Annotated in this window: 14 protein-coding genes and 2 riboswitches; of the genes, 8 read left to right on the forward strand and 6 right to left on the reverse strand. The window is 67.7% G+C overall.

The genetic code is table 11. The features are described 5' to 3' along the window. Positions 1-132: 132 nt before the first annotated feature. The 8 genes from gnd to NL241_RS19060 all read left to right on the forward strand — a co-directional run bounded on the left by gnd (position 133) and on the right by NL241_RS19060 (position 11,633). The gene (gnd, locus tag NL241_RS19025) at positions 133-1,587 is read left to right on the forward strand and encodes an NADP-dependent phosphogluconate dehydrogenase (protein ID WP_487697020.1); all 1,455 of its coding nucleotides are present in this window, start codon (positions 133-135) and stop codon (positions 1,585-1,587) included. An 87-nt stretch (positions 1,588-1,674) separates the two neighbouring features. Next, the gene (locus tag NL241_RS19030) at positions 1,675-3,111 is read left to right on the forward strand and encodes a GuaB1 family IMP dehydrogenase-related protein (RefSeq protein WP_487697022.1); all 1,437 of its coding nucleotides are present in this window, start codon (positions 1,675-1,677) and stop codon (positions 3,109-3,111) included. Between the two features lie 202 nt (positions 3,112-3,313). After that, positions 3,314-4,675, forward strand: a complete 1,362-nt coding sequence (locus NL241_RS19035; RefSeq protein ID WP_487697024.1) for a hemolysin family protein — start codon at positions 3,314-3,316, stop codon at positions 4,673-4,675. Further along, positions 4,675-5,742, forward strand: coding sequence for a hemolysin family protein (locus NL241_RS19040; RefSeq protein WP_487697026.1), 1,068 nt, complete (start codon positions 4,675-4,677; stop codon positions 5,740-5,742). The genes NL241_RS19035 and NL241_RS19040 overlap by 1 nt, the downstream gene beginning before the upstream one ends. After that, on the forward strand, positions 5,735-6,634 hold the full coding sequence (locus NL241_RS19045) for a 3-methyladenine DNA glycosylase (protein ID WP_494394719.1): 900 nt from the start codon (positions 5,735-5,737) through the stop codon (positions 6,632-6,634). Before NL241_RS19040 ends, NL241_RS19045 begins: the two co-directional genes overlap by 8 nt. A gap of 25 nt (positions 6,635-6,659) precedes the next feature. After that, positions 6,660-8,861 carry a malate synthase G gene (locus NL241_RS19050; protein WP_494394720.1) on the forward strand — a complete coding sequence of 734 codons (2,202 nt, stop codon included), beginning with the start codon at positions 6,660-6,662 and terminating at the stop codon, positions 8,859-8,861. A gap of 81 nt (positions 8,862-8,942) precedes the next feature. Next, positions 8,943-10,889: a substrate-binding domain-containing protein gene (locus NL241_RS19055; protein ID WP_494394721.1), complete on the forward strand. Its 1,947-nt coding sequence runs from the start codon at positions 8,943-8,945 to the stop codon at positions 10,887-10,889. A gap of 102 nt (positions 10,890-10,991) precedes the next feature. Beyond that, complete coding sequence (locus tag NL241_RS19060) at positions 10,992-11,633, forward strand: LysM peptidoglycan-binding domain-containing protein (RefSeq protein WP_487695169.1); 642 nt, start codon at positions 10,992-10,994, stop codon at positions 11,631-11,633. A gap of 19 nt (positions 11,634-11,652) precedes the next feature. Here NL241_RS19060 and gcvP read toward each other — a convergent pair whose 3' ends face one another. From gcvP to NL241_RS19090, 6 genes are all read right to left on the reverse strand, one after another. Continuing rightward, positions 11,653-14,484 (reverse strand): aminomethyl-transferring glycine dehydrogenase, encoded by a 2,832-nt coding sequence (gene gcvP, locus NL241_RS19065; protein ID WP_494398339.1) that lies wholly within the window; start codon positions 14,482-14,484, stop codon positions 11,653-11,655. Between the two features lie 55 nt (positions 14,485-14,539). Further along, positions 14,540-14,641, reverse strand: a riboswitch (glycine riboswitch). Beyond that, a riboswitch (glycine riboswitch) is annotated at positions 14,642-14,739 on the reverse strand. It lies immediately after the preceding riboswitch. A 14-nt stretch (positions 14,740-14,753) separates the two neighbouring features. Then, positions 14,754-15,890 (reverse strand): M20 family metallopeptidase, encoded by a 1,137-nt coding sequence (locus tag NL241_RS19070; protein ID WP_487695168.1) that lies wholly within the window; start codon positions 15,888-15,890, stop codon positions 14,754-14,756. Continuing rightward, entirely contained in the window at positions 15,880-16,554 is a 675-nt protein-coding gene (locus NL241_RS19075; RefSeq protein ID WP_487695166.1) for a DUF1028 domain-containing protein, read from the reverse strand. Before NL241_RS19075 ends, NL241_RS19070 begins: the two co-directional genes overlap by 11 nt. Next, positions 16,551-16,967 (reverse strand): RidA family protein, encoded by a 417-nt coding sequence (locus NL241_RS19080; RefSeq protein WP_487695165.1) that lies wholly within the window; start codon positions 16,965-16,967, stop codon positions 16,551-16,553. The genes NL241_RS19075 and NL241_RS19080 overlap by 4 nt, the downstream gene beginning before the upstream one ends. After that, positions 16,964-18,415, reverse strand: coding sequence for a 4-hydroxyphenylacetate 3-hydroxylase family protein (locus NL241_RS19085; RefSeq protein ID WP_487695164.1), 1,452 nt, complete (start codon positions 18,413-18,415; stop codon positions 16,964-16,966). Before NL241_RS19085 ends, NL241_RS19080 begins: the two co-directional genes overlap by 4 nt. Beyond that, the gene (locus NL241_RS19090) at positions 18,412-18,927 is read right to left on the reverse strand and encodes a flavin reductase family protein (RefSeq protein WP_487695162.1); all 516 of its coding nucleotides are present in this window, start codon (positions 18,925-18,927) and stop codon (positions 18,412-18,414) included. Before NL241_RS19090 ends, NL241_RS19085 begins: the two co-directional genes overlap by 4 nt. Positions 18,928-18,980: the final 53 nt, after the last annotated feature.

An 18,980-nucleotide genomic window follows, 5' to 3' on the forward strand; every position in this document is an offset into this window, starting at 1 on the left:
CAGGGCCGGTCGCCGAGGCGGCGACGAAGGAGCCGGGGACGCACGGCCGGGGACGGGTGGGTACGACTAGGCTCTTCCTCGATCAAGACTTGAGCTCGATGCTGTGCCGGAATCAGAACCGAAAGGGCCCCCATGACCGACTCTTCCACCACCGGTACCGCTCAGATCGGCGTCACCGGTCTGGCCGTGATGGGCTCCAACCTGGCCCGTAACTTCGCCCGGCACGGCTACACCGTCGCCCTGCACAACCGGTCGATCGCCAAGACGGACGCGCTGCTGGCCGAGCACGGTTCCGACGGCAACTTCGTCCGCAGCGAGACCATCGAGGAATTCCTGGATGCGCTGGAGAAGCCGCGCCGCGTCATCATCATGGTCAAGGCCGGTGAGCCCACCGACGCCGTGATCAACGAGCTCGCCGACGCCATGGAAGAAGGCGACATCATCATCGATGGCGGCAACGCCCTCTACACGGACACGATCCGGCGGGAGAAGGCCATCCGCGAGCGTGGCCTGCACTTCGTCGGCGCCGGCATCTCCGGCGGTGAGGAAGGCGCGCTGAACGGCCCGTCGATCATGCCCGGCGGCCCGAAGGAGTCCTACGAGTCGCTGGGCCCGCTGCTCGAGGAGATCTCTGCCCACGTCGACGGGGTGCCGTGCTGCACCCACATCGGCCCCGACGGCGCCGGCCACTTCGTCAAGATGGTGCACAACGGCATCGAGTACTCCGATATGCAGCTCATCGGCGAGGCCTACCAGCTGCTGCGCGACGGGCTGGGCAAGTCCGCACCCGAGATCGCCGACGTGTTCGAAGAGTGGAACAAGGGCGACCTGGACAGCTTCCTGGTGGAGATCACCGCCCAGGTGCTGCGCCAGACCGACGCCAAGACCGGCAAACCGCTGGTGGACCTGATCCTCGACGAGGCCGAGCAGAAGGGCACCGGACGCTGGACGGTGAAGTCTGCCCTCGACCTCGGGGTGCCCGTCACCGGTATCGCCGAGGCGGTGTTCGCCCGCGCCCTGTCCGGTTCCGTGGCCCAGCGCAAGGCAACCACGGGCCTGGCATCGGGCGATCTGGGCGAAAAGCCCACTGACGCAGCACAATTCACCGAGGACATCCGGCAGGCGCTGTACGCGTCGAAGATCATCGCCTACGCGCAGGGCTTCAACCAGATCCAGGCCGGCTCCAACGAATACAACTGGGGCATCACCCCCGGCGACATGGCCACCATCTGGCGCGGCGGCTGCATCATCCGGGCCAAGTTCCTCAACCGGATCAAGGACGCGTTCGACAACGATCCCGATCTGCCCACGCTGATCGTCGACCCGTATTTCCGCGATGCCATCGAGGCCGCGATCGACAGCTGGCGCCGGGTGGTGGTCAAGGCCACCGAGTTGGGCATCCCGATCCCCGGTTTCAGCTCGGCGCTGTCCTACTACGACGGCCTGCGCACCGAGCGGCTGCCCGCCGCCCTGACCCAGGGTCTGCGCGACTTCTTCGGCGCCCACACCTACGGCCGGATCGACACCGACCACACCAAGCGATTCCATACGCTGTGGAGCGGTGACCGCAGCGAGGTCGAGGCCTGATTTCCGCCGCGAGCAGTCACGAATTCGAGCTTGCGGGCCCGCGGCGCTCGGACTTGTGGCTGCTCGGCACGAAGTACCCTGAGGTACGTGCAGTTTCTCGAAGGCCACAAGCCCCCGTATGACCTGACCTACGACGACGTGTTCGTCGTGCCCAACCGCAGTGAGGTCGCGTCGCGGTTCGACGTCGACCTGTCCACCGCGGACGGCACCGGCACCACGATTCCGGTGGTGGTCGCGAACATGACTGCGGTCGCGGGCCGCCGGATGGCCGAAACGGTGGCGCGCCGCGGCGGCATCGTGGTGTTGCCCCAGGATCTGCCGATCTCGGCGGTCAAGGAGTCCGTCGACTTCGTCAAGAGCCGTGATCTGATCGCCGACACCCCGGTGATGCTGGCACCCGAGGATTCGGTGTCGGATGCCGTCGCGCTGATCCACAAACGAGCCCACGGCGCGGCGGTCGTCGTCGAAGAAGGCCGCCCCGTCGGCCTGGTGACCGAGTCGGCGTGCGTCGGCGTCGACCGCTTCGCCCGGGTCCGCGACGTGGCGGCAGCAGACTTCGTCACCGCGCCGGTGGGCACCGATCCACGCAAGGTGTTCGATCTGTTGGAGCACGCTCCGATCGCTGTGGCGGTGCTGACCAACGCCGACGGCACCTTGGCCGGTGTACTGACCCGCACCGGCGCCATCCGCGCGGGGATCTATACGCCGGCGGTCGACAGCGCGGGCCGGTTGCGCATCGCCGCGGCGGTCGGCATCAACGGTGACGTGTCGGCGAAGGCCACCGCACTGGCTGAAGCCGGTGCCGACGTCCTGGTGGTCGACACCGCGCACGGCCACCAGCAGAAGATGATCGACGCCATCACCGCGGTGGCGAAGCTGGATCTGGGCCTGCCGCTGGCAGCGGGCAACGTGGTCTCCGCCGCCGGCACCCGCGACCTGCTGAACGCAGGCGCCACCATCGTGAAGGTCGGTGTCGGGCCCGGTGCCATGTGCACCACCCGGATGATGACCGGCGTGGGGCGCCCTCAGTTCTCCGCGGTACTCGAATGTGCTACGGCGGCAAGGGAACTCGGCGGCCATGTATGGGCTGACGGCGGTGTGCGGCACCCCCGCGACGTGGCACTGGCGCTGGCGGCGGGTGCCTCCAACGTGATGATCGGCTCGTGGTTCGCGGGCACGTACGAGTCCCCCGGCGACCTGCTGCGCGACCGTGACGACCGTCCGTACAAGGAGAGCTACGGCATGGCGTCCAAACGCGCCGTCGCCGCCAGGACCGCTGCCGACGGTGCTTTCGACCGCGCCCGCAAAGCGCTGTTCGAGGAAGGGATCTCCACCTCCCGGATGGCAGTGGACCCGCAGCGCGGCGGCGTCGAGGACCTGCTGGACCACATCACCTCGGGAGTGCGCAGCACCTGCACCTACGTCGGTGCGGCCACCGTGCCGGAGTTGTACGAGAAGGCGGTCCTGGGAGTGCAGTCGGCGGCGGGTTTCGCGGAAGGACATCCGTTGCCCGCTGGCTGGTGAGCAGTCTGCCGTTAATATGTGATCCCTGAGTGGGTAATCCCGCCATGATGAAATCAGGGCCGAAAGAAAGAGACTCAGTGCCCCAGGCACCCAGTGATGCCGCGCCAGCGGTCGTCATGCAAGACCCCGAGGCGCAGGACGCCGAGCCATCCTCTAGTCAGCCGGGCATCAGGCCCGGCTCACCTACGGCGGTGACGCGCCCATGAGCGGGTGGTTCACCGTCTTGTCCCTGCTCGCGATCCTGGTGCTCACCGCAGGCACCGCACTGTTCGTCGCGGCGGAATTCTCCCTCACCGCGCTGGAACGCAGCACGGTCGAGGCCAACGCCCGCAGCGGTCACCGGCGCGACAAGTTCGTCCAGCGCGCGCACCGCACCCTGTCGTTCCAGCTGTCCGGTGCCCAATTGGGGATCTCGATCACCACACTGGCCACGGGTTACCTCGCCGAGCCGGTGGTGGCTCGGCTGATCGCACCCGGTCTGGAAGCTGTCGGCCTACCCGAGGGCAGTATCGGCGGCGTGGCGTTGGGGTTGTCGCTGCTGATCGCCACCTCGATCTCGATGGTGTTCGGCGAGCTGGTGCCGAAGAACCTGGCTGTGGCGCGGCCCCTTCCGACCGCGCGCGCAGCGGCGGGCCCGCAGTTGGTGTTCTCCATGCTGCTGAAGCCGGCCATCATCGCCACCAACGGCAGCGCCAACTGGATCCTGCGCCGGATGGGCATCGAACCCGCCGACGAGCTGGCCTCGGCGCGCTCGCCCCAGGAGTTGGTGGCGCTGGTGCGCAACTCCGCCCGTAGCGGCTCCCTCGACGCGGTCACCGCCACGCTCGTGGACCGGTCGCTGCAGTTCGGCGAGCTCACCGCCGAGGAACTGATGACACCGCGCCAGAAGATCGTCGCGCTGGAGGCCGAAGACACCGTCGCCGACCTGGTGGCCACGGCCGCCGAGAGCGGCTACTCCCGCTTCCCCATCATCGACGGCGACCTCGACGAGACCGTCGGCATCGTCCACATCAAGCAGGTCTTCGAGATCCCGCGGGAGCAGCGGGACACCACCAAGCTCTCCACGCTGGTCCAGCCGGTGGCCGTGGTGCCGTCCACCCTCGACGGCGACGCGGTGTTCGCCCAGATCCGCGGCAACGGCCTGCAGACCGCGCTGGTGGTCGACGAATACGGCGGCACCGCGGGCATGGTCACAGTCGAAGATCTGATCGAAGAGATCGTCGGCGATGTGCGAGACGAGCACGACGACGCCACACCCGACGTGGTCAAGGCCGGCGGCGGGTGGCAGGTCTCCGGCCTGCTGCGTATCGACGAAGTGGCCTCGGCCACCGGCTACCGGGCTCCCGAAGGCGAATACGACACCATCGGCGGCCTGGTGCTGCAGGAACTCGGCCACATCCCCGAGAACGGCGAATCGGTGGAGCTGCGGGCATTCGACCCCGACACTCCGCTCGACGAGCCGGTGCGCTGGCAAGCCACCGTCGTGGCCATGGACGGCCGACGCATCGACCAGCTCGAGCTCACCCAGCTGGATCCGCGGGACGACGAGGACGAGGACCACTGATGGGTAGCGACATATTCGGCGTGCTGCTCACCGTGGTGCTGCTCGGCGCCAACGCCTTCTTCGTGGGTTCGGAATTCGCCCTGATCTCCGCCCGCCGCGACCGGCTCGAGGCACTGGCCGAACAGGGCAAGAAGAGCGCCGTGACGGTGATCCGGGCCGGCGAGCAATTGTCCTTGATGCTGGCCGGTGCGCAGCTGGGCATCACGATCTGCTCGATCCTGTTGGGCCGCGTCGGTGAGCCGGCGGTGGCGCACCTGCTGGAGGGTCCGTTCGGACTGCTGGGCATTCCCGATGCGGTGCTGCACACCGTGTCGTTCATCATCGCGCTCGCGGTCGTGGTGACCCTGCACGTGCTGCTGGGCGAGATGGTGCCGAAGAACATCGCGATCGCCGGGCCGGAATCCACGGCCATGCTGCTCATTCCGGCGTACCTGGTGTACGTGCGGGCGGCCAAGCCGTTCATCGCGTTCTACAACTGGTGCGCCAACATCACGCTGCGCGCGGTGCGGGTGGAACCCAGGGACGAACTCGATGTCACCGTGTCCACCGTCGAGCTCTCGGAGATGATCGCCGAATCGGTATCCGAAGGCCTGTTGGACCCGGAAGAGCACACCCGGCTGACCCGGGCCCTGCAGATCCGCAACCGAGTCGTCTCCGATGTTGCGGTGCGCCTGCCGGAGATCCGCGCCGTGCCCGTGGCAGCCGCCGGCTCCGGCCCCACCATCGCGGCAGTGGAGCAAGCCCTGGTCGAAACCGGCTACTCCCGGTTCCCGGTCACCGGGGTCGACGGGATCTACATCGGCTACCTGCACATCAAGGACGTCCTGGCCCTGGGCGATGATCCCGACGCCGTGGTCGATCTGTCGGTGATCCGGCCGCTGCCCCACGTCCCCGAGCGGTTGCCCCTGCCCGACGCGCTGTCGCGGCTACGGCGCAGCAACAGCCACTTGGCGTTGGTCACCCAGGGCGAGGGCGGGCCGACGGTACCGGTGGTGGCGATGGTGGCGCTCGAGGACCTGGTGGAGGACTTGGTGGGTACCGTGCGCGACGGGACACACCGTGTCTGACCAGGTCGAGGTGCTCCCCGAATCGGATTGGCGGGCACGCGCCGCTGCGCACCGCGACCGGGCCGAGGCGTTCCTGGCCCCACATCGGCGCCGGGCTGCGGCCGGCGTGCCGCATCCGGTGTGGGATTTCCTGTTCACCTACTACAGCTTGCGGCCCCGGCAGTTGGTGCGCTGGCACCCCGGGTGGGGCCTGATCCTGACCCAGGGCACGGAGTATCTGGGCCGCACCGGATACATCAAACACCCCTGTGGGGTGACCGTCGGAACCGATTACCTGCAGGGCCGTCAGGATACGGTGCAGTTCATCGCCGACCTGCTGTCCGCGACCGAGGCACGCCCGGCCCAGTGGAACTGTTTCGGGTTGCACGAATGGGCCATGGTGTACCGCAGTTCCGAGGTCCGCCACAGCTCGGTTCCGTTGCGGCTCGGCCCGGCGGGCACCGATGCCGTGGTGGAATCGATGCCGCTGCGGTGCACTCACTACGACGCGTTCCGCTTCTTCACCGACGCCGCCGCGCCCCGCAACACCGTCGCACTCCGCCGGGAAACGCAAGTGGACCGGGAACAACCTGGCTGTTTGCACGCGGGGATGGACCTGTACAAGTTCGCAGGCAAACTCGGCCCGCTCATCGAGTCGACTTTGCTGCTGGATTGTCTTGATCTGGCCGCCGACGCCCGTGAGCTGGACATGCGGGCCAGCCCGTATGACCTGACCGAGTACGGTTTCGCACCGATTCGGATCGAGGACGCGACGGGCCGCGCCGAGTATGTGCGTTGCCAGCGTGAGCTGTCGCTACGCGCGGCCGCTCTGCGCTCTGCATTGCGAGAACGCTGTGACCTGCTGTTGATGGCCATAACTGACCAAGCCGCCGGTTACCGACGGGTAGGATGATTCGATTGCCGGCCAAGGAGGACCAATGACTGAGCGTGTGACCGTGGGTAACTTGCGGGTCGCCAAGGTGCTGCATGACTTCGTGAACAACGAGGCGTTGCCGGGCACTGATCTGGATCCGGACAGTTTCTGGGCCGGGGCCGACAAGGTGGTCACCGACCTGGCCCCGCGCAACGCGGAGTTGTTGGCCCGCCGCGATGAACTGCAGGCCCAGATCGACAAGTGGCATCGCCACCATGTCCTGGAGCCCCACGACGCGGCGGCCTACCAAGCCTTCCTGCGTGAAATCGGTTATCTGCTACCGGTTCCCGACGATTTCACCATCACCACCTCGGGGGTGGACCCGGAGATCACCTCCACCGCCGGCCCGCAGCTGGTGGTGCCGGTGCTCAACGCCCGCTTCGCTCTGAACGCCTCCAACGCCCGCTGGGGCTCCCTGTATGACGCCCTCTACGGCACCGACGTGATCCCCGAAGACGACGGCGCCGAAAAAGGAACCTCCTACAACAAGGTGCGCGGCGACAAGGTCATCGCCTACGCCCGCAAGTTCCTCGACGACACCACCCCACTGGACGCCGGATCCTGGACCGAAGCCACCGCACTGACCGTCGAGGACGGCAAACTGGTGGTCGCGTTGGGTGACGATCTCGACACCGAGCTCATCACCGCCGACCAGTTCGCCGGGTATCTGGGCGAACCCGATGCGCCGACCTCGGTGTTGCTGGTCAATCATGGACTGCACATCGAAATCCTCATCGACGCCGACTCCCCAATCGGTGCCACCGACACCGCCGGCATCAAAGACGTGGTGCTGGAATCGGCGGTCACCACCATCATGGACTTCGAAGACTCGGTCGCCGCCGTCGACGCCGAGGACAAGGTGCTCGGCTACCGCAACTGGCTGGGCCTCAACCGCGGCGACCTGGCCGAAGACGTCACCAAAGCCGGCACCACCTTCACCCGCGTGCTCAACGCCGACCGCACCTACACCCGACCCGACGGCGAAGAACTCACCCTGCCCGGGCGCAGCCTGCTGTTCGTCCGCAACGTCGGCCACCTGATGACCAACGACGCCATCACCTTCCGCGGCAGCGCCGACGAAGACCTCGAGGTCCCCGAAGGCATTCTGGATGCGCTGCTCACCAGCTTGATTGCCATCCACGGCCTGAAGAACACCGAAGCCAACGGCCCCCTGCTCAACTCCCGCACCGGCTCGATCTACATCGTCAAACCCAAAATGCACGGCCCCGACGAAGTCGCCTTCACCTGCGAACTGTTCTCCCGCGTCGAAGACGTCCTCAACCTGCCCCAAGGCACCCTCAAAGTCGGCATCATGGACGAAGAACGCCGCACCAGCGCCAACCTCAAAGCCTGCATCAAAGCCGCCGCCGACCGCGTGGTGTTCATCAACACCGGCTTCCTCGACCGCACCGGCGACGAAATCCACACCTCCATCGAAGCCGGCCCCATGGTCCGCAAAGGCACCATGAAAACCCAACCCTGGATCAAAGCCTACGAAGACGCCAACGTCGACACCGGCCTGGCCGCCGGCCTGTCCGGCAAAGCCCAAATCGGCAAAGGCATGTGGGCCATGCCGGATCTGATGGCCGACATGCTCGAGCAGAAGATCGGCCAGCCCAAGTCCGGTGCGACCACGGCCTGGGTGCCCTCCCCCACCGCGGCCACCCTGCACGCCCTGCACTACCACCAGGTCGACGTCTTCGCCGTCCAGAAAGACCTCGAAGGCCAGACCCGCACCACCCTCGACGAACTGCTCACCCTCCCCCTGGCCGACTCCTCGCTGACCTGGGCCCCCGACGAGATCCACCAAGAAGTCGACAACAACTGCCAATCCATCCTCGGCTACGTCGTGCGCTGGATCGACCAGGGCGTGGGCTGCTCCAAAGTCCCCGACATCCACGACGTCGCCCTGATGGAAGACCGCGCCACCCTACGCATCTCCAGCCAACTGCTGGCCAACTGGCTACGCCACGGCGTCATCACCGCCGACGACATCCGCACCAGCCTGCAACGCATGGCCCCGGTGGTGGACCGCCAAAACGACGGCGACCCCACCTACCACCCCATGGCACCCGACTTCGACACCAACATCGCCTTCCAAGCCGCCCAAGAACTCATCCTCGAAGGCGGCGCACAACCCAACGGCTACACCGAACCGATCCTGCACCGCCGCCGCCGCGAATACAAAGCAGCCGCCCGGCAGTGACTACACTCGTCGCCGGGTTCTTTAGCGCCTGAGCGGGAACCGGTCAGAGGAGAGGTCCACACGTGTTAGGCGGGTCGAGGCATGGGTAGGCACAGCAAGCCCGGGCCCGATGATGACGACGACATCGAATACCCGGACTACTCTTCGGAGTACAAGCCGGACGATGAATTCAACGACGACGAGCGTTACCGTGCCGAACCCACCTCGAGCACAAGCGGTTTCGAAGATGGGCCGGATCAGCCGCCGGCCGACGACGACCAGACCGCCGTCATCCGCGCCGCCGGTCCACCGTCAGGCGGTCACCGCAACGAAGGTGAATGGACGGGCAGCCACCGCACGGTGGCGCCGGGCCGACGGGGTGTGAGCGTCGGTGTGATCGCCGCGCTCGTCACCGTCGTCGTGGTGGTGGCAGCCGTGATCCTGTGGCGGTTCTTCGGTGACGCGCTCTCGGATCGGTCTGCCACCGCGGCCTCCCGCTGTGTGGAGGGCGAGATGACCGTGGCTGTGATCGCCGATCCGGCAATCGCCGAACCGCTGGGTCCGCTGGCCGAGAAATTCAACTCCTCGGCAACCCCCGTGGGCGATCACTGTGTCGCGGTCGCAGTCAAGGCGGGCGACTCCGATGCCGTCATCGACGGCCTGTCCGGTGAATGGCCCGGCGACCTCGGCGACAAGCCGGCGCTGTGGATCCCGGGGAGCTCGGTGTCCTCGGCGCGGCTGCAGGCCGTCGTCGACCCGCGCACCATCAGTGCCAGCAAGTCGCTGGTCACGTCGCCGGTGCTGCTTGCGGTCCGCCCGCAGCTCGAGGCCGCGCTCGCGGAGCAGAACTGGGGAACGCTGCCGGGTCTGCAGTCCAACCCGACCGCGCTCGACGGGCTGAATCTGCGCGGCTGGGGATCGCTGCGGCTGGCGTTGCCCACCAGCGATGACAGTGACGCCGCGTACCTGGCGGCCGAGGCGGTGGCCGCAGCAGCCGCGCCGTCCGGCGCACCCGCCACCGATGGCACCGCCGCGGTCCGGACGCTGCGGTCGGGTCAGCCGGAGTTGGCCGACTCCTCCGCGAACACCGCCATGTCGGCGCTGCTCGAAGGTGACGACCCGGCCGCCTCGGACGTCCATGCCGTCGCAACCACCGAACAGCAGCTCTTCAAACGCAGCACCGACCTGCCCGACGCCGCCGCCACCGTGGCCTCCTGGCTGCCGCCCGGCCCGGTGCCCGTCGCTGACTTCCCCGCCGTGCTGCTCGGGGGCGACTGGCTTTCCCCCGAACAGATCAGCGCTGCAAGCCAATTCGAGCGTTTCTTGCGTGACCCCGAACAGCAGAGCGAACTGGCGGCGGCCGGTTTCCGCACCACCGACGGCACGCCGCCAGGCAACGATGTCACACCGTTCGGCGAGCTGCCGGAGACGTTGACGGTGGCCGACGACGAGCAACGGGTGGCACTGGCCGACGCCCTGACCGCGCCAGCCACCGCCCCGGCGGTGACCATCATGCTGGACCGGTCGCTGAACCTGGCGCCGGTGGTCGGCGCCCTGGAGGAACGGATCCGCGCCATGGCACCCAACGCGGTGGTGGGCCTGATCACGTTCGACGGCGGTGCGGGCTCCACGCTGGTGGCCGCGGGCCCACTGAGTGACGACGCCGGCGGTCAGCCCCGCAGTCAGGCACTCGATGCGGCGTTGAACGGGCTGACCCCCGGCTCTGCCGGCAGGGTGTCGTTCACCACGTTGCGCAACGTCTACGCCGATGCGCTGACCGGATTCCGTCCGGATCAGACGAATTCGGTACTGGTGATCACCGCCGGTCCCCATAGCGATCAGTCGCTGGGAGCCCAGGGCCTACAGGATCTGATCCGGTCCAGCAACGACCCGGCTCGCCCGGTTGCGGTGAACGTCATCAACGTCGGCGACGACCCCGACCGGCCCACGTGGGAGTCCGTCGCCGAGATCAGCGGCGGTACGTACCAGAACGTGCCCAACACCGATGCACCGGAGTTCGGATCCGCGCTCGACTCGATGCTGAGTTGAGGATTGGGGTAGCTCACTACTCGTGAGCCGCCCCGGCGGTCCTCCCCAGACTGGCTGTGCGCCTCGACCCGGCGCGCTTCCAGTCGAGCGAAGGACCCCGCCATGATCTTGAAATATCAGGTGGTCACCGGTGACACGCTGTCGTCGTTGGCTCAGCACTTTTACGGTGACGCCGCCCTGTTCCCGGTGATCGCCGTCCACAACACCCTGGCAGATCCGAATCACATCCTGGTGGGCCAGGAGCTGGAGATCCCCTACGTCACCTTCCGCCACAAGGTGCGCGCCGGCGACACCACCGGCTCACTGGCACAGCACTACTACGGTGACATCGCCGCCAAGACGATCATCGAGGTCGCCAATCACGCCGGACAACGCGACCTGGTGGTCGGCGAACGCCTGCTGATCCCGGACCTGCAGAACGTCGGGCATCACACCGTGGTGGCCGGCGAGAACCCCCGCAATCTCGCCGAGCGCTGGTACGGCGAACAGGGATTGTGGCCGATCATCACCGTCGCCAACCACCTCGGCGACCAGGATCCCGCCGTCGGCACCGTTCTCATCCAGCCACGGCTCAACAGGCGGCATCACGTCGCCGCCGGCGACACTCTGTGGGAACTGGCCACCGACCAGTACGGCGACCACGACGTCGCCACCAGGGTCGCGCTGGTGGCCGCCGCCAACCGGATCACCAACCCCGATCACCTCAGCGTGGGACAGGTGATCTTCTTCCCGTCGCTGGGGTGAGCTCCAGGCTCAGCGCGCGTCAGGCGAACGCCTCCACGGGCGGGCACGAGCACACCAGGTTGCGGTCGCCGTAGGCGCCGTCGATGCGCCGCACCGGCGGCCACACCTTGGGCCGGTAGTTCTTGCCCAGCGGATAGGCCGCTTCCTCGCGGGTGTAGGGGTGTTCCCACTTGTCGACGAGCAGGCACTCCGCGGTATGCGGGGCATTGCGCAGCGGGTTGTCCTCTTTTGCCCACTGGCCCGAGCCCACCTTGTCGATCTCGGCCTTGATGGCGATCATGGCCTCGCAGAACGCGTCAACTTCGGCCAGCGATTCACTCTCGGTGGGTTCCACCATCAGCGTCCCCGCCACCGGGAAGCTCATGGTCGGAGCATGAAAACCGTAGTCCGCCAAGCGTTTTGCCACATCGTCGACGGTGACGCCGGTGGTCTTGGTGATGCCGCGCAGGTCGAGAATGCACTCGTGGGCCACCATGCCGTTCTCGCCCGTGTAGAGCACGGGGTAGTACTCGTCGAGGCGGCGGGCGATGTAGTTGGCCGACGCGATCGCCGTCAGCGTGGCGGCCCGCAACCCGTCGGCACCCATCATCGCGATGTAGGCCCACGTGATCGGCAGGATCGACGCCGACCCGTACGGCGCCGCCGACACCACGTGACCGGTCGGCAGTTCCGGGGCCAGCGGGTGACCGGGCAGGAACTCCGCCAGATGTGAGCGCACCGCCACCGGTCCGACGCCGGGTCCGCCGCCACCGTGCGGGATGCAGAACGTCTTGTGCAGGTTGAGGTGGCTGACGTCGCCGCCGAACTTGCCCGGCCGGGCCAGACCGACCAAGGCGTTGAGGTTGGCGCCGTCGACGTAGACCTGGCCGCCGGCGTCGTGCACCGCGGCGCAGATCTCCTCGACGTCGTGTTCGTAAACGCCGTGGGTGGACGGGTAGGTGATCATCAGCGCTGCGAGGTTCTCCGCGTGCTCGGCCACCTTGGCGCGCAGATCGTCGAGGTCGACGTCGCCGTTGGTCCGGCAGGCCACCACCACGACGCGCATGCCGGCCAGGGCCGCCGACGCGGCGTTGGTGCCGTGCGCACTCGACGGGATGAGACACACATCGCGGTGACTCTCACCGCGGCTGGCGTGGTAATCGTGGATCGCCAGCAGCCCGGCGTACTCCCCCTGCGAGCCGGCGTTGGGCTGCAGCGAGACCGCGTCGTAGCCGGTGACGGCCACCAGCCAGGCTTCCACCTCGGCGATCAGGGTGCGCAGGCCTGCGCTGTCGCCGGCCGGGGCGAACGGGTGCTGGCGGGAGAACTCCGGCCAGGTGACGGATTCCATCTCGGCCGCGGCGTTGAGCTTCATGGTGCACGAGCCGAGCGGGATCATCGTGCGGTCCAGTGCCAGGTCCTTGTCGGCGAGTGACCGCAGGTAGCGCATCATCGCCGTCTCGGTGCGGTAGGTGGTGAACGCCGGATGCGTCAGGAACTCCGAGGTCCGGGTCTCGATGTCGACCGGCTCGGCGTCGGCGGCGGACACACCGAAGGCCTGCAGCACCGAGGCCACGTGGGCGTCGGTGGTGGCTTCATCACATGCCACCGACACGTGGTCGGCGTCCACCCGCCACAGGTTGATGCCCAGCGCCTTGGCCGCGGCCACCACCTCGTCGGCGCGGCCCGGCACCAATGCGAGCACGGTGTCGAAGAACGTGTCATGCACCAGCGCATCGCCGAGGGCGGCCGCCACCCGCGCGGCGTGCCCGTGCACCCGCCGGGCGATACCGGTCAACCCTTCGGCGCCGTGATAGCTGGCGTACATCGCGGCCATCACGGCCAAGAGCACCTGCGCGGTACAGATGTTGCTGGTGGCCTTGTCGCGGCGGATGTGCTGCTCGCGGGTCTGCAGCGACAACCGGTACGCCGGAGCGCCGTCGGCATCCACCGAGACCCCGACCAGCCGGCCCGGCAGCTGGCGGGCCTGCTTGGTGGCCACGGCGAGGTAACCGGCATGCGGGCCGCCGAATCCCATCGGCACGCCGAAGCGCTGCGCACTGCCGAACGCCACGTCGGCACCGATCTCTCCGGGCGGAGCCACCAGCGTCATGGCCAGCAGATCGGCACCCAGGGCCACCAGCGCGCCGCGTTCGTGGGCCTGCTTGATCAACGCGGACCAGTCGGTGATGCGTCCGCTGGCGCCGGGCAGTTGCGCGATGACGCCGAAGAAATCACCCTCGGGCAGACCCTCGCGCAGGTCAGCGGTGACGATCTCGATGTTGAGCGGCCGCGCCCGGGTGGCCAACACGGCAGCGGTCTGCGGGAAGACGTCGACGTCGACGGCCAGGCGGGTCGCCTTGCCGCGGGCGGCGCGCTGCATCAGCGTCATCGCCTCGGCCGCGGCGGTGGCCTCGTCGAGCATCGAGGCATTGGCGATGTCGAGTCCGGTGAGGTCGGCGACCATGGTCTGGAAGTTCAGCAGCGCTTCGAGGCGGCCCTGGCTGATCTCCGGTTGGTACGGCGTGTAGGCCGTGTACCAGGCCGGGTTCTCCATGATGTTGCGCAGCAAGACCGGCGGGGTGAGCGTGTCGTAGTAGCCCTGCCCGATCATCGAGACCGCGACGGTGTTGGCGTCGGCCATGGCGCGCAGCTGGGCCAGGGCCTCGTGCTCGGACACCGCGGGCGGCAGCTTGTCGAGACCCGGCGCCACCCCGTCGGCGTCCAGTGCGTCGAGGATGCCGGCCGGAAGCGCCTTGGCCGCAAGCTCGTCGAGGGATTGCACACCGATGACACTGAGCATGGTGTCGATATCGGCGGCGCCGGGACCGATGTGCCGATCGGCGAATTTCGGGGCGCTGTCGTTGAACAGCGCGTCATCGGAGAGGGCCAACACGAACTCCTAGGCAGCAGGACGAACTATCGCGTCCTCCCCCTCTGTCGTCGACCCGAACCGGGCTGCCTGAGAGATTCGGCCGATCAGGCCTTTCCCCATGGGCGGGTGCGCGCACCGCTTTCCAGAGGCATCGTGGTCTGACGCGGTCCGGGGGCCTGAGAGGTTGACGGAGAGGTGTTGCTCCTTCGGCGTCTGTGGCTGGCGGTCACAGAACTCTCCCGCGAGAGGGCGATGCAACTGCGATACTACCGCCCGGCGAGATCGAGCGCCGTCCATGCCAGTGCGGTGGCACCGTCGCGCAGTGCGGCCTCCGCCTGCGGCCCCACCGCGGCGTCGGCGAACTCACGTTGATGGTTGACCGCGGGCAGGGAACCGATGCCCAGATACGGGTGGATGGCGCGCACCACCTGCGACACATTGCCCATGTCGGTCGACGCCGACGCCATGGCCCCCGCCCCTTCCGGCGGCTCGACGCTCATATCCCGACCCAGCGCGGCCGCGTTCGCGACGAACAGGTCCAGGATCTCGTCGTCGGTGCGGAATTCCGAGTAGGGCGCGGACTCCAACTCGATGTCGAGATCACAGCCACTGCCCAGGGCACCGGCCTGGAAGCAGGCGCGGATCCGCTTCTCGATGCCGGTCAGCTCGGCGAGTGTGCGGGCACGGACATACCAGCGGCCTGACGCCGAGTCGGGGATGGCGTTGGGCGCCGACCCCGCTGAGGTCACCACCCCGTGGACCCGCACCGTCGCCGGCAGCTGCTGGCGCAGCAGGCCGATCGCCACCTGCGCCACGGTGAACGCATCGGCAGCGTTGACCCCCAGATGCGGATAGGCCCCCGCGTGGGCGCTGACACCCCGATACGTGACACGCCAGTGCGCCACCGCCATCGGCTCGGCCCGCGGGGCGTCAACCGGCCCCGGATGAATCATCAGCGCGGCGTCCAGGCCGTCGAACTCACCGGCCTCCAGCATCACGATCTTGCCGCCGCCGCCCTCTTCGGCCGGCGTGCCCAGGACGTGCACGGTGAGGCCCTGTCCGCGGTCGGCCTCCTGCACCATCAGCGCCGCCCCGATGGCCGACGCGGCGATCAGGTTGTGCCCGCAGGCGTGGCCGAGCCCGGGCAGCGCGTCGTATTCGGCCACGAAAGCGACGTGCAACGGGCCGGTGCCGGCGCGAGCGTGAAACGCGGTGTCGAGTCCCCCGGCGCGGTGGTCGACGCGGAAACCGCGATCGGCCAGCAGCCCGGTCAGCATCCGGTGCGCCCGCACCTCGTGCCACGCCAGTTCGGGGTCGGCATGCAGGGCGGTACTGACCCCGCGCACCAGCTCCCAGTTGCGCCGCAGGTGATCGCCGGCGGCCGCCTTGGGCTCAGAGATCACCGGGGACCCCGAAACTGGGCGCAGCCGACGGGTCCAGGGCACGCCGCACGTAGTCGTCGCGCTGGGGTTCCCAGACCTCCCACAGTTCGGCCAGCCGGGTGTAGGGATCTTCGTCCCAGTCCACGCGCAGGGTGGTCTCCGGCCAAGCGACCTCCCGATAGACCAACAGGCCCGCGGAATACACCGGACCCTCCTCTCCGCCGGCGGTCAGCGCGGCGTTGAGCCCGGCCAACAGGCGGGCTTCGAACTCGTCGGCCCCCGAGGTCTCGTAGCCGCGGATCAGCTCGGTGATGGTCGCCGGCCCGGCAAGCATGTTGCCGGCCGCCACCACGCCGTCACCGGCCACGTGGTGATGCACACCGAGCGCCCCGGCCCCGCTGTAGGCCGCGGTGCGCCCGGCCGCGTCGAGCACGGTCAACTGCCGGTAGTCGCGCAAAGCGTGGTCGGCCACCACAGCGGTCATCGCGGCCTGCGGCTCGGCGCCTTCGGCGAGCCGGTCCAGCAGCTGCCCACCCAGCCGGGGATCGGTGACGTTCTGGCTGGCGGCGGCGCCCAGGCCCGGGCGAATGTTGAGGCACCGGGACGCCACCGCCGGCGAGGACGAGGCGATGATCATGCCGAACGCTCCGGTGTCGCGGTCCAGCGCCGCCATCGAGAACGTCATGACGCCCCCTGCTTCACGGCGATCACGTCCACCTCGACCAGCCACTCGGGCCGGGCCAGCGCACTGACCACCACCCCGGTCGACACCGGGTGCACCCCCTCGAGCCAGCGTCCTACCACGCGGTACACGCTCTCCCGGTATCGCGGATCGACAAGGTAGATCGTCACTTTGACGATGTCGGCGACAGAAGAGTCCGCCTCGTCGAGCAGCGCGGCGATGTTGGACATCGCCTGCTCGGTCTGGGCGGCCACGTCGCCGACACCGACGTTGCGCCCGGTGTCGAGATCCTGCCCGATCTGCCCGCGCAGATAGATGGTGTCGCCGGCGACGACGGCCTGGCACAGGTCATTGTCGAGATTCTGTTCGGGGTAGGTGTCCTTGGTGTTGAACGGACGGATCCGCCGGTGGGTCATGCGCCGCCCACCCGGTCGGACAGCTCGGCAGCGGACCTGACCAGATCGAGTGCGTTGTCGTAGTCGAAGTTGCGGTACACGGCTTGGTAATGGGCGAACGGCGGCGCCTGGGCGAACAGTTGGAAGGTCAGCCGGTGACCGGCGTAATCGCTGTTGAGCAGATCCCGGGCGAATGCCAGCAGCTTGCGCCGATCGTCGGCCTGCCAGTCATCGTTGATCGAGTAGAACTTCTCCAGCCAGGGGCTTGCACCGGGGTGGGCGAACGTGGCCGAGTCCGGCGTGATGCAGATCTGCCCCCCACAGAGTTCGCGGGCGAGATGGATCATCTGCGGCAGCTGGGTCTGAGCCCAGACCCGCCCCGCATACAGCAGCGACTGGTTGGGCATCAGCAGACCGCCGGGACTGGTCTCGGCGGTGGCGATGGAGGCCGTCAGGTGCGCCTCGATACCCTCGCGGTAGCACGCCAGCATCGCCAGCTTCTCCTGTACGGCGGGGTTCTTGTCCAATCCCGTCTGCCGGACGTTGAACAGGGCAGCACCGATCATCAGGTCCGCGAACCGGATCGAGCGGTGGACGTAGGGCAGCGCGCTGTAGCGGTGCAGGCAGCTGCGCACGAACGTCGCTGCCCTGGTGTGCCGGTAGAACAGGATGTCGTCCCACGGGATGAGTACATTGTCGAAGATCACCAGGGACTCCACCTCATCCACCCGGTTCGACAGTGGATAGTCCGCCGCATCGCGGCGGCCGGCAAAACCGGTGCGGCAGATGAACTTCAGATTGGGCGCATTGAGGTCGGCGATGAAACCGACGGCGTAATCGGAGAGCTTGTCATCGCCCCAGTTGGCGATGGTGGGCTTGGTGTAGGCCTGGGTCGCGTACGGCGCGGCGGTCTCGTATTTGGCGCCTCGGACGATGATGCCTTCGTCGGTTTCGCGGACGACGTGCAGCAGCATGTCGGGATCCTGGTCCTGCGGGCGCTTCGACCGATCACCTTTGGGGTCGGTGTTGGCCGAGATGTGGAACGGGTCCCCGGTGGCGGCTTTCTGGACGTGGCGGCGGATGTTCTCGGCGAAACGTGGATCCACTTCGTTGAGCACATCCTGGCCGTCGTAGAGCGCCCACATCTCGCCGACGGTCTCGTCGCCGACGCGGGTGACCACGCCGCGCACCTCGTCGAGCACGAGATCGATAGCCGCACGCTTGTCGTGCCAGTCTTGTTGTGTCAGAGGCAGCTTGTTCGCGACCGCGTTGCGCTCACCGTTGTCGTCGACATAGGTCATGACCTCCTGGCTGGCCGCTTCGTGCGCCAGATCGTAGATGCGAGACCGGATGTCGATGATCGGGGCGAACATCGGATGCTTGGTGACATCGTGCACCTGCTCGCCGTCGATGTAGATTTCGCGCCCGGTGTTGATGCTGTCCCGGTACTCCTCGCCGGTCTTGATCATCTGCGATGTCCTTCCGTGTGGTGCGCCGCCAGGGCGCGGTAGTTGCCGCGAAGGTGCAGCAGCGGTTCGGCGTCGGTGTGCACAACGTGGCGCACCTGACCGAGATACAGGTGATGCGAGCCCACAGCCGTGACACTGTGCAGCTCACATTCGAAGGCGGCCACGCTGGCGGTGAAGACCGGCAGGCCGTTGAGACCGTCACGCCACTCTTCGTCGAGAAACGTGAACGCGGGGCGACCGGGATGCTGACGCCCGGCGAAACTGTCTGCGGCGCCGCGCTGCTCGTAGCCGAGCAACGAGACATTGAACGCACCTGTGGAGCGGATCGCCGCATTGATGGGGCTGCGCCGGTTGATGCAGACGCCGAGAACCGCCGGCTCGTCGGACACTCTGCTCACCGCGGAAACCGTCTGCCCCCACCGGGCCTCCTGTGCGCAGGTGGTGACGATGGTGACCGGAGTGGCAGCGCAGCTGATCGCGCGGATGTAGTCCTGCGCGGCGGCCGATGTCATAGCGGATTTCATTGTGGTCCCTCGCAATTCGAGTTCATGACGGTCATCGCGGA

Source organism: Mycolicibacterium sp. SMGY-1XX (assembly GCF_059132455.1).

What these genes read in the sequence shown, in the direction of transcription:
- gnd (WP_487697020.1), top strand. Translation starts at nt 133, where the DNA reads ATGACCGACTCTTCCACCACCGGTACCGCTCAGATCGGCGTCACCGGT.
- NL241_RS19035 (WP_487697024.1), top strand. Translation starts at nt 3,314, where the DNA reads ATGAGCGGGTGGTTCACCGTCTTGTCCCTGCTCGCGATCCTGGTGCTC.
- NL241_RS19040 (WP_487697026.1), top strand. Translation starts at nt 4,675, where the DNA reads ATGGGTAGCGACATATTCGGCGTGCTGCTCACCGTGGTGCTGCTCGGC.
- NL241_RS19050 (WP_494394720.1), top strand. Translation starts at nt 6,660, where the DNA reads ATGACTGAGCGTGTGACCGTGGGTAACTTGCGGGTCGCCAAGGTGCTG.
- NL241_RS19055 (WP_494394721.1), top strand. Translation starts at nt 8,943, where the DNA reads ATGGGTAGGCACAGCAAGCCCGGGCCCGATGATGACGACGACATCGAA.
- NL241_RS19060 (WP_487695169.1), top strand. Translation starts at nt 10,992, where the DNA reads ATGATCTTGAAATATCAGGTGGTCACCGGTGACACGCTGTCGTCGTTG.
- NL241_RS19075 (WP_487695166.1), bottom strand. Translation starts at nt 16,554, where the DNA reads ATGACGTTCTCGATGGCGGCGCTGGACCGCGACACCGGAGCGTTCGGC.
- NL241_RS19080 (WP_487695165.1), bottom strand. Translation starts at nt 16,967, where the DNA reads ATGACCCACCGGCGGATCCGTCCGTTCAACACCAAGGACACCTACCCC.
- NL241_RS19085 (WP_487695164.1), bottom strand. Translation starts at nt 18,415, where the DNA reads ATGATCAAGACCGGCGAGGAGTACCGGGACAGCATCAACACCGGGCGC.
- NL241_RS19090 (WP_487695162.1), bottom strand. Translation starts at nt 18,927, where the DNA reads ATGACATCGGCCGCCGCGCAGGACTACATCCGCGCGATCAGCTGCGCT.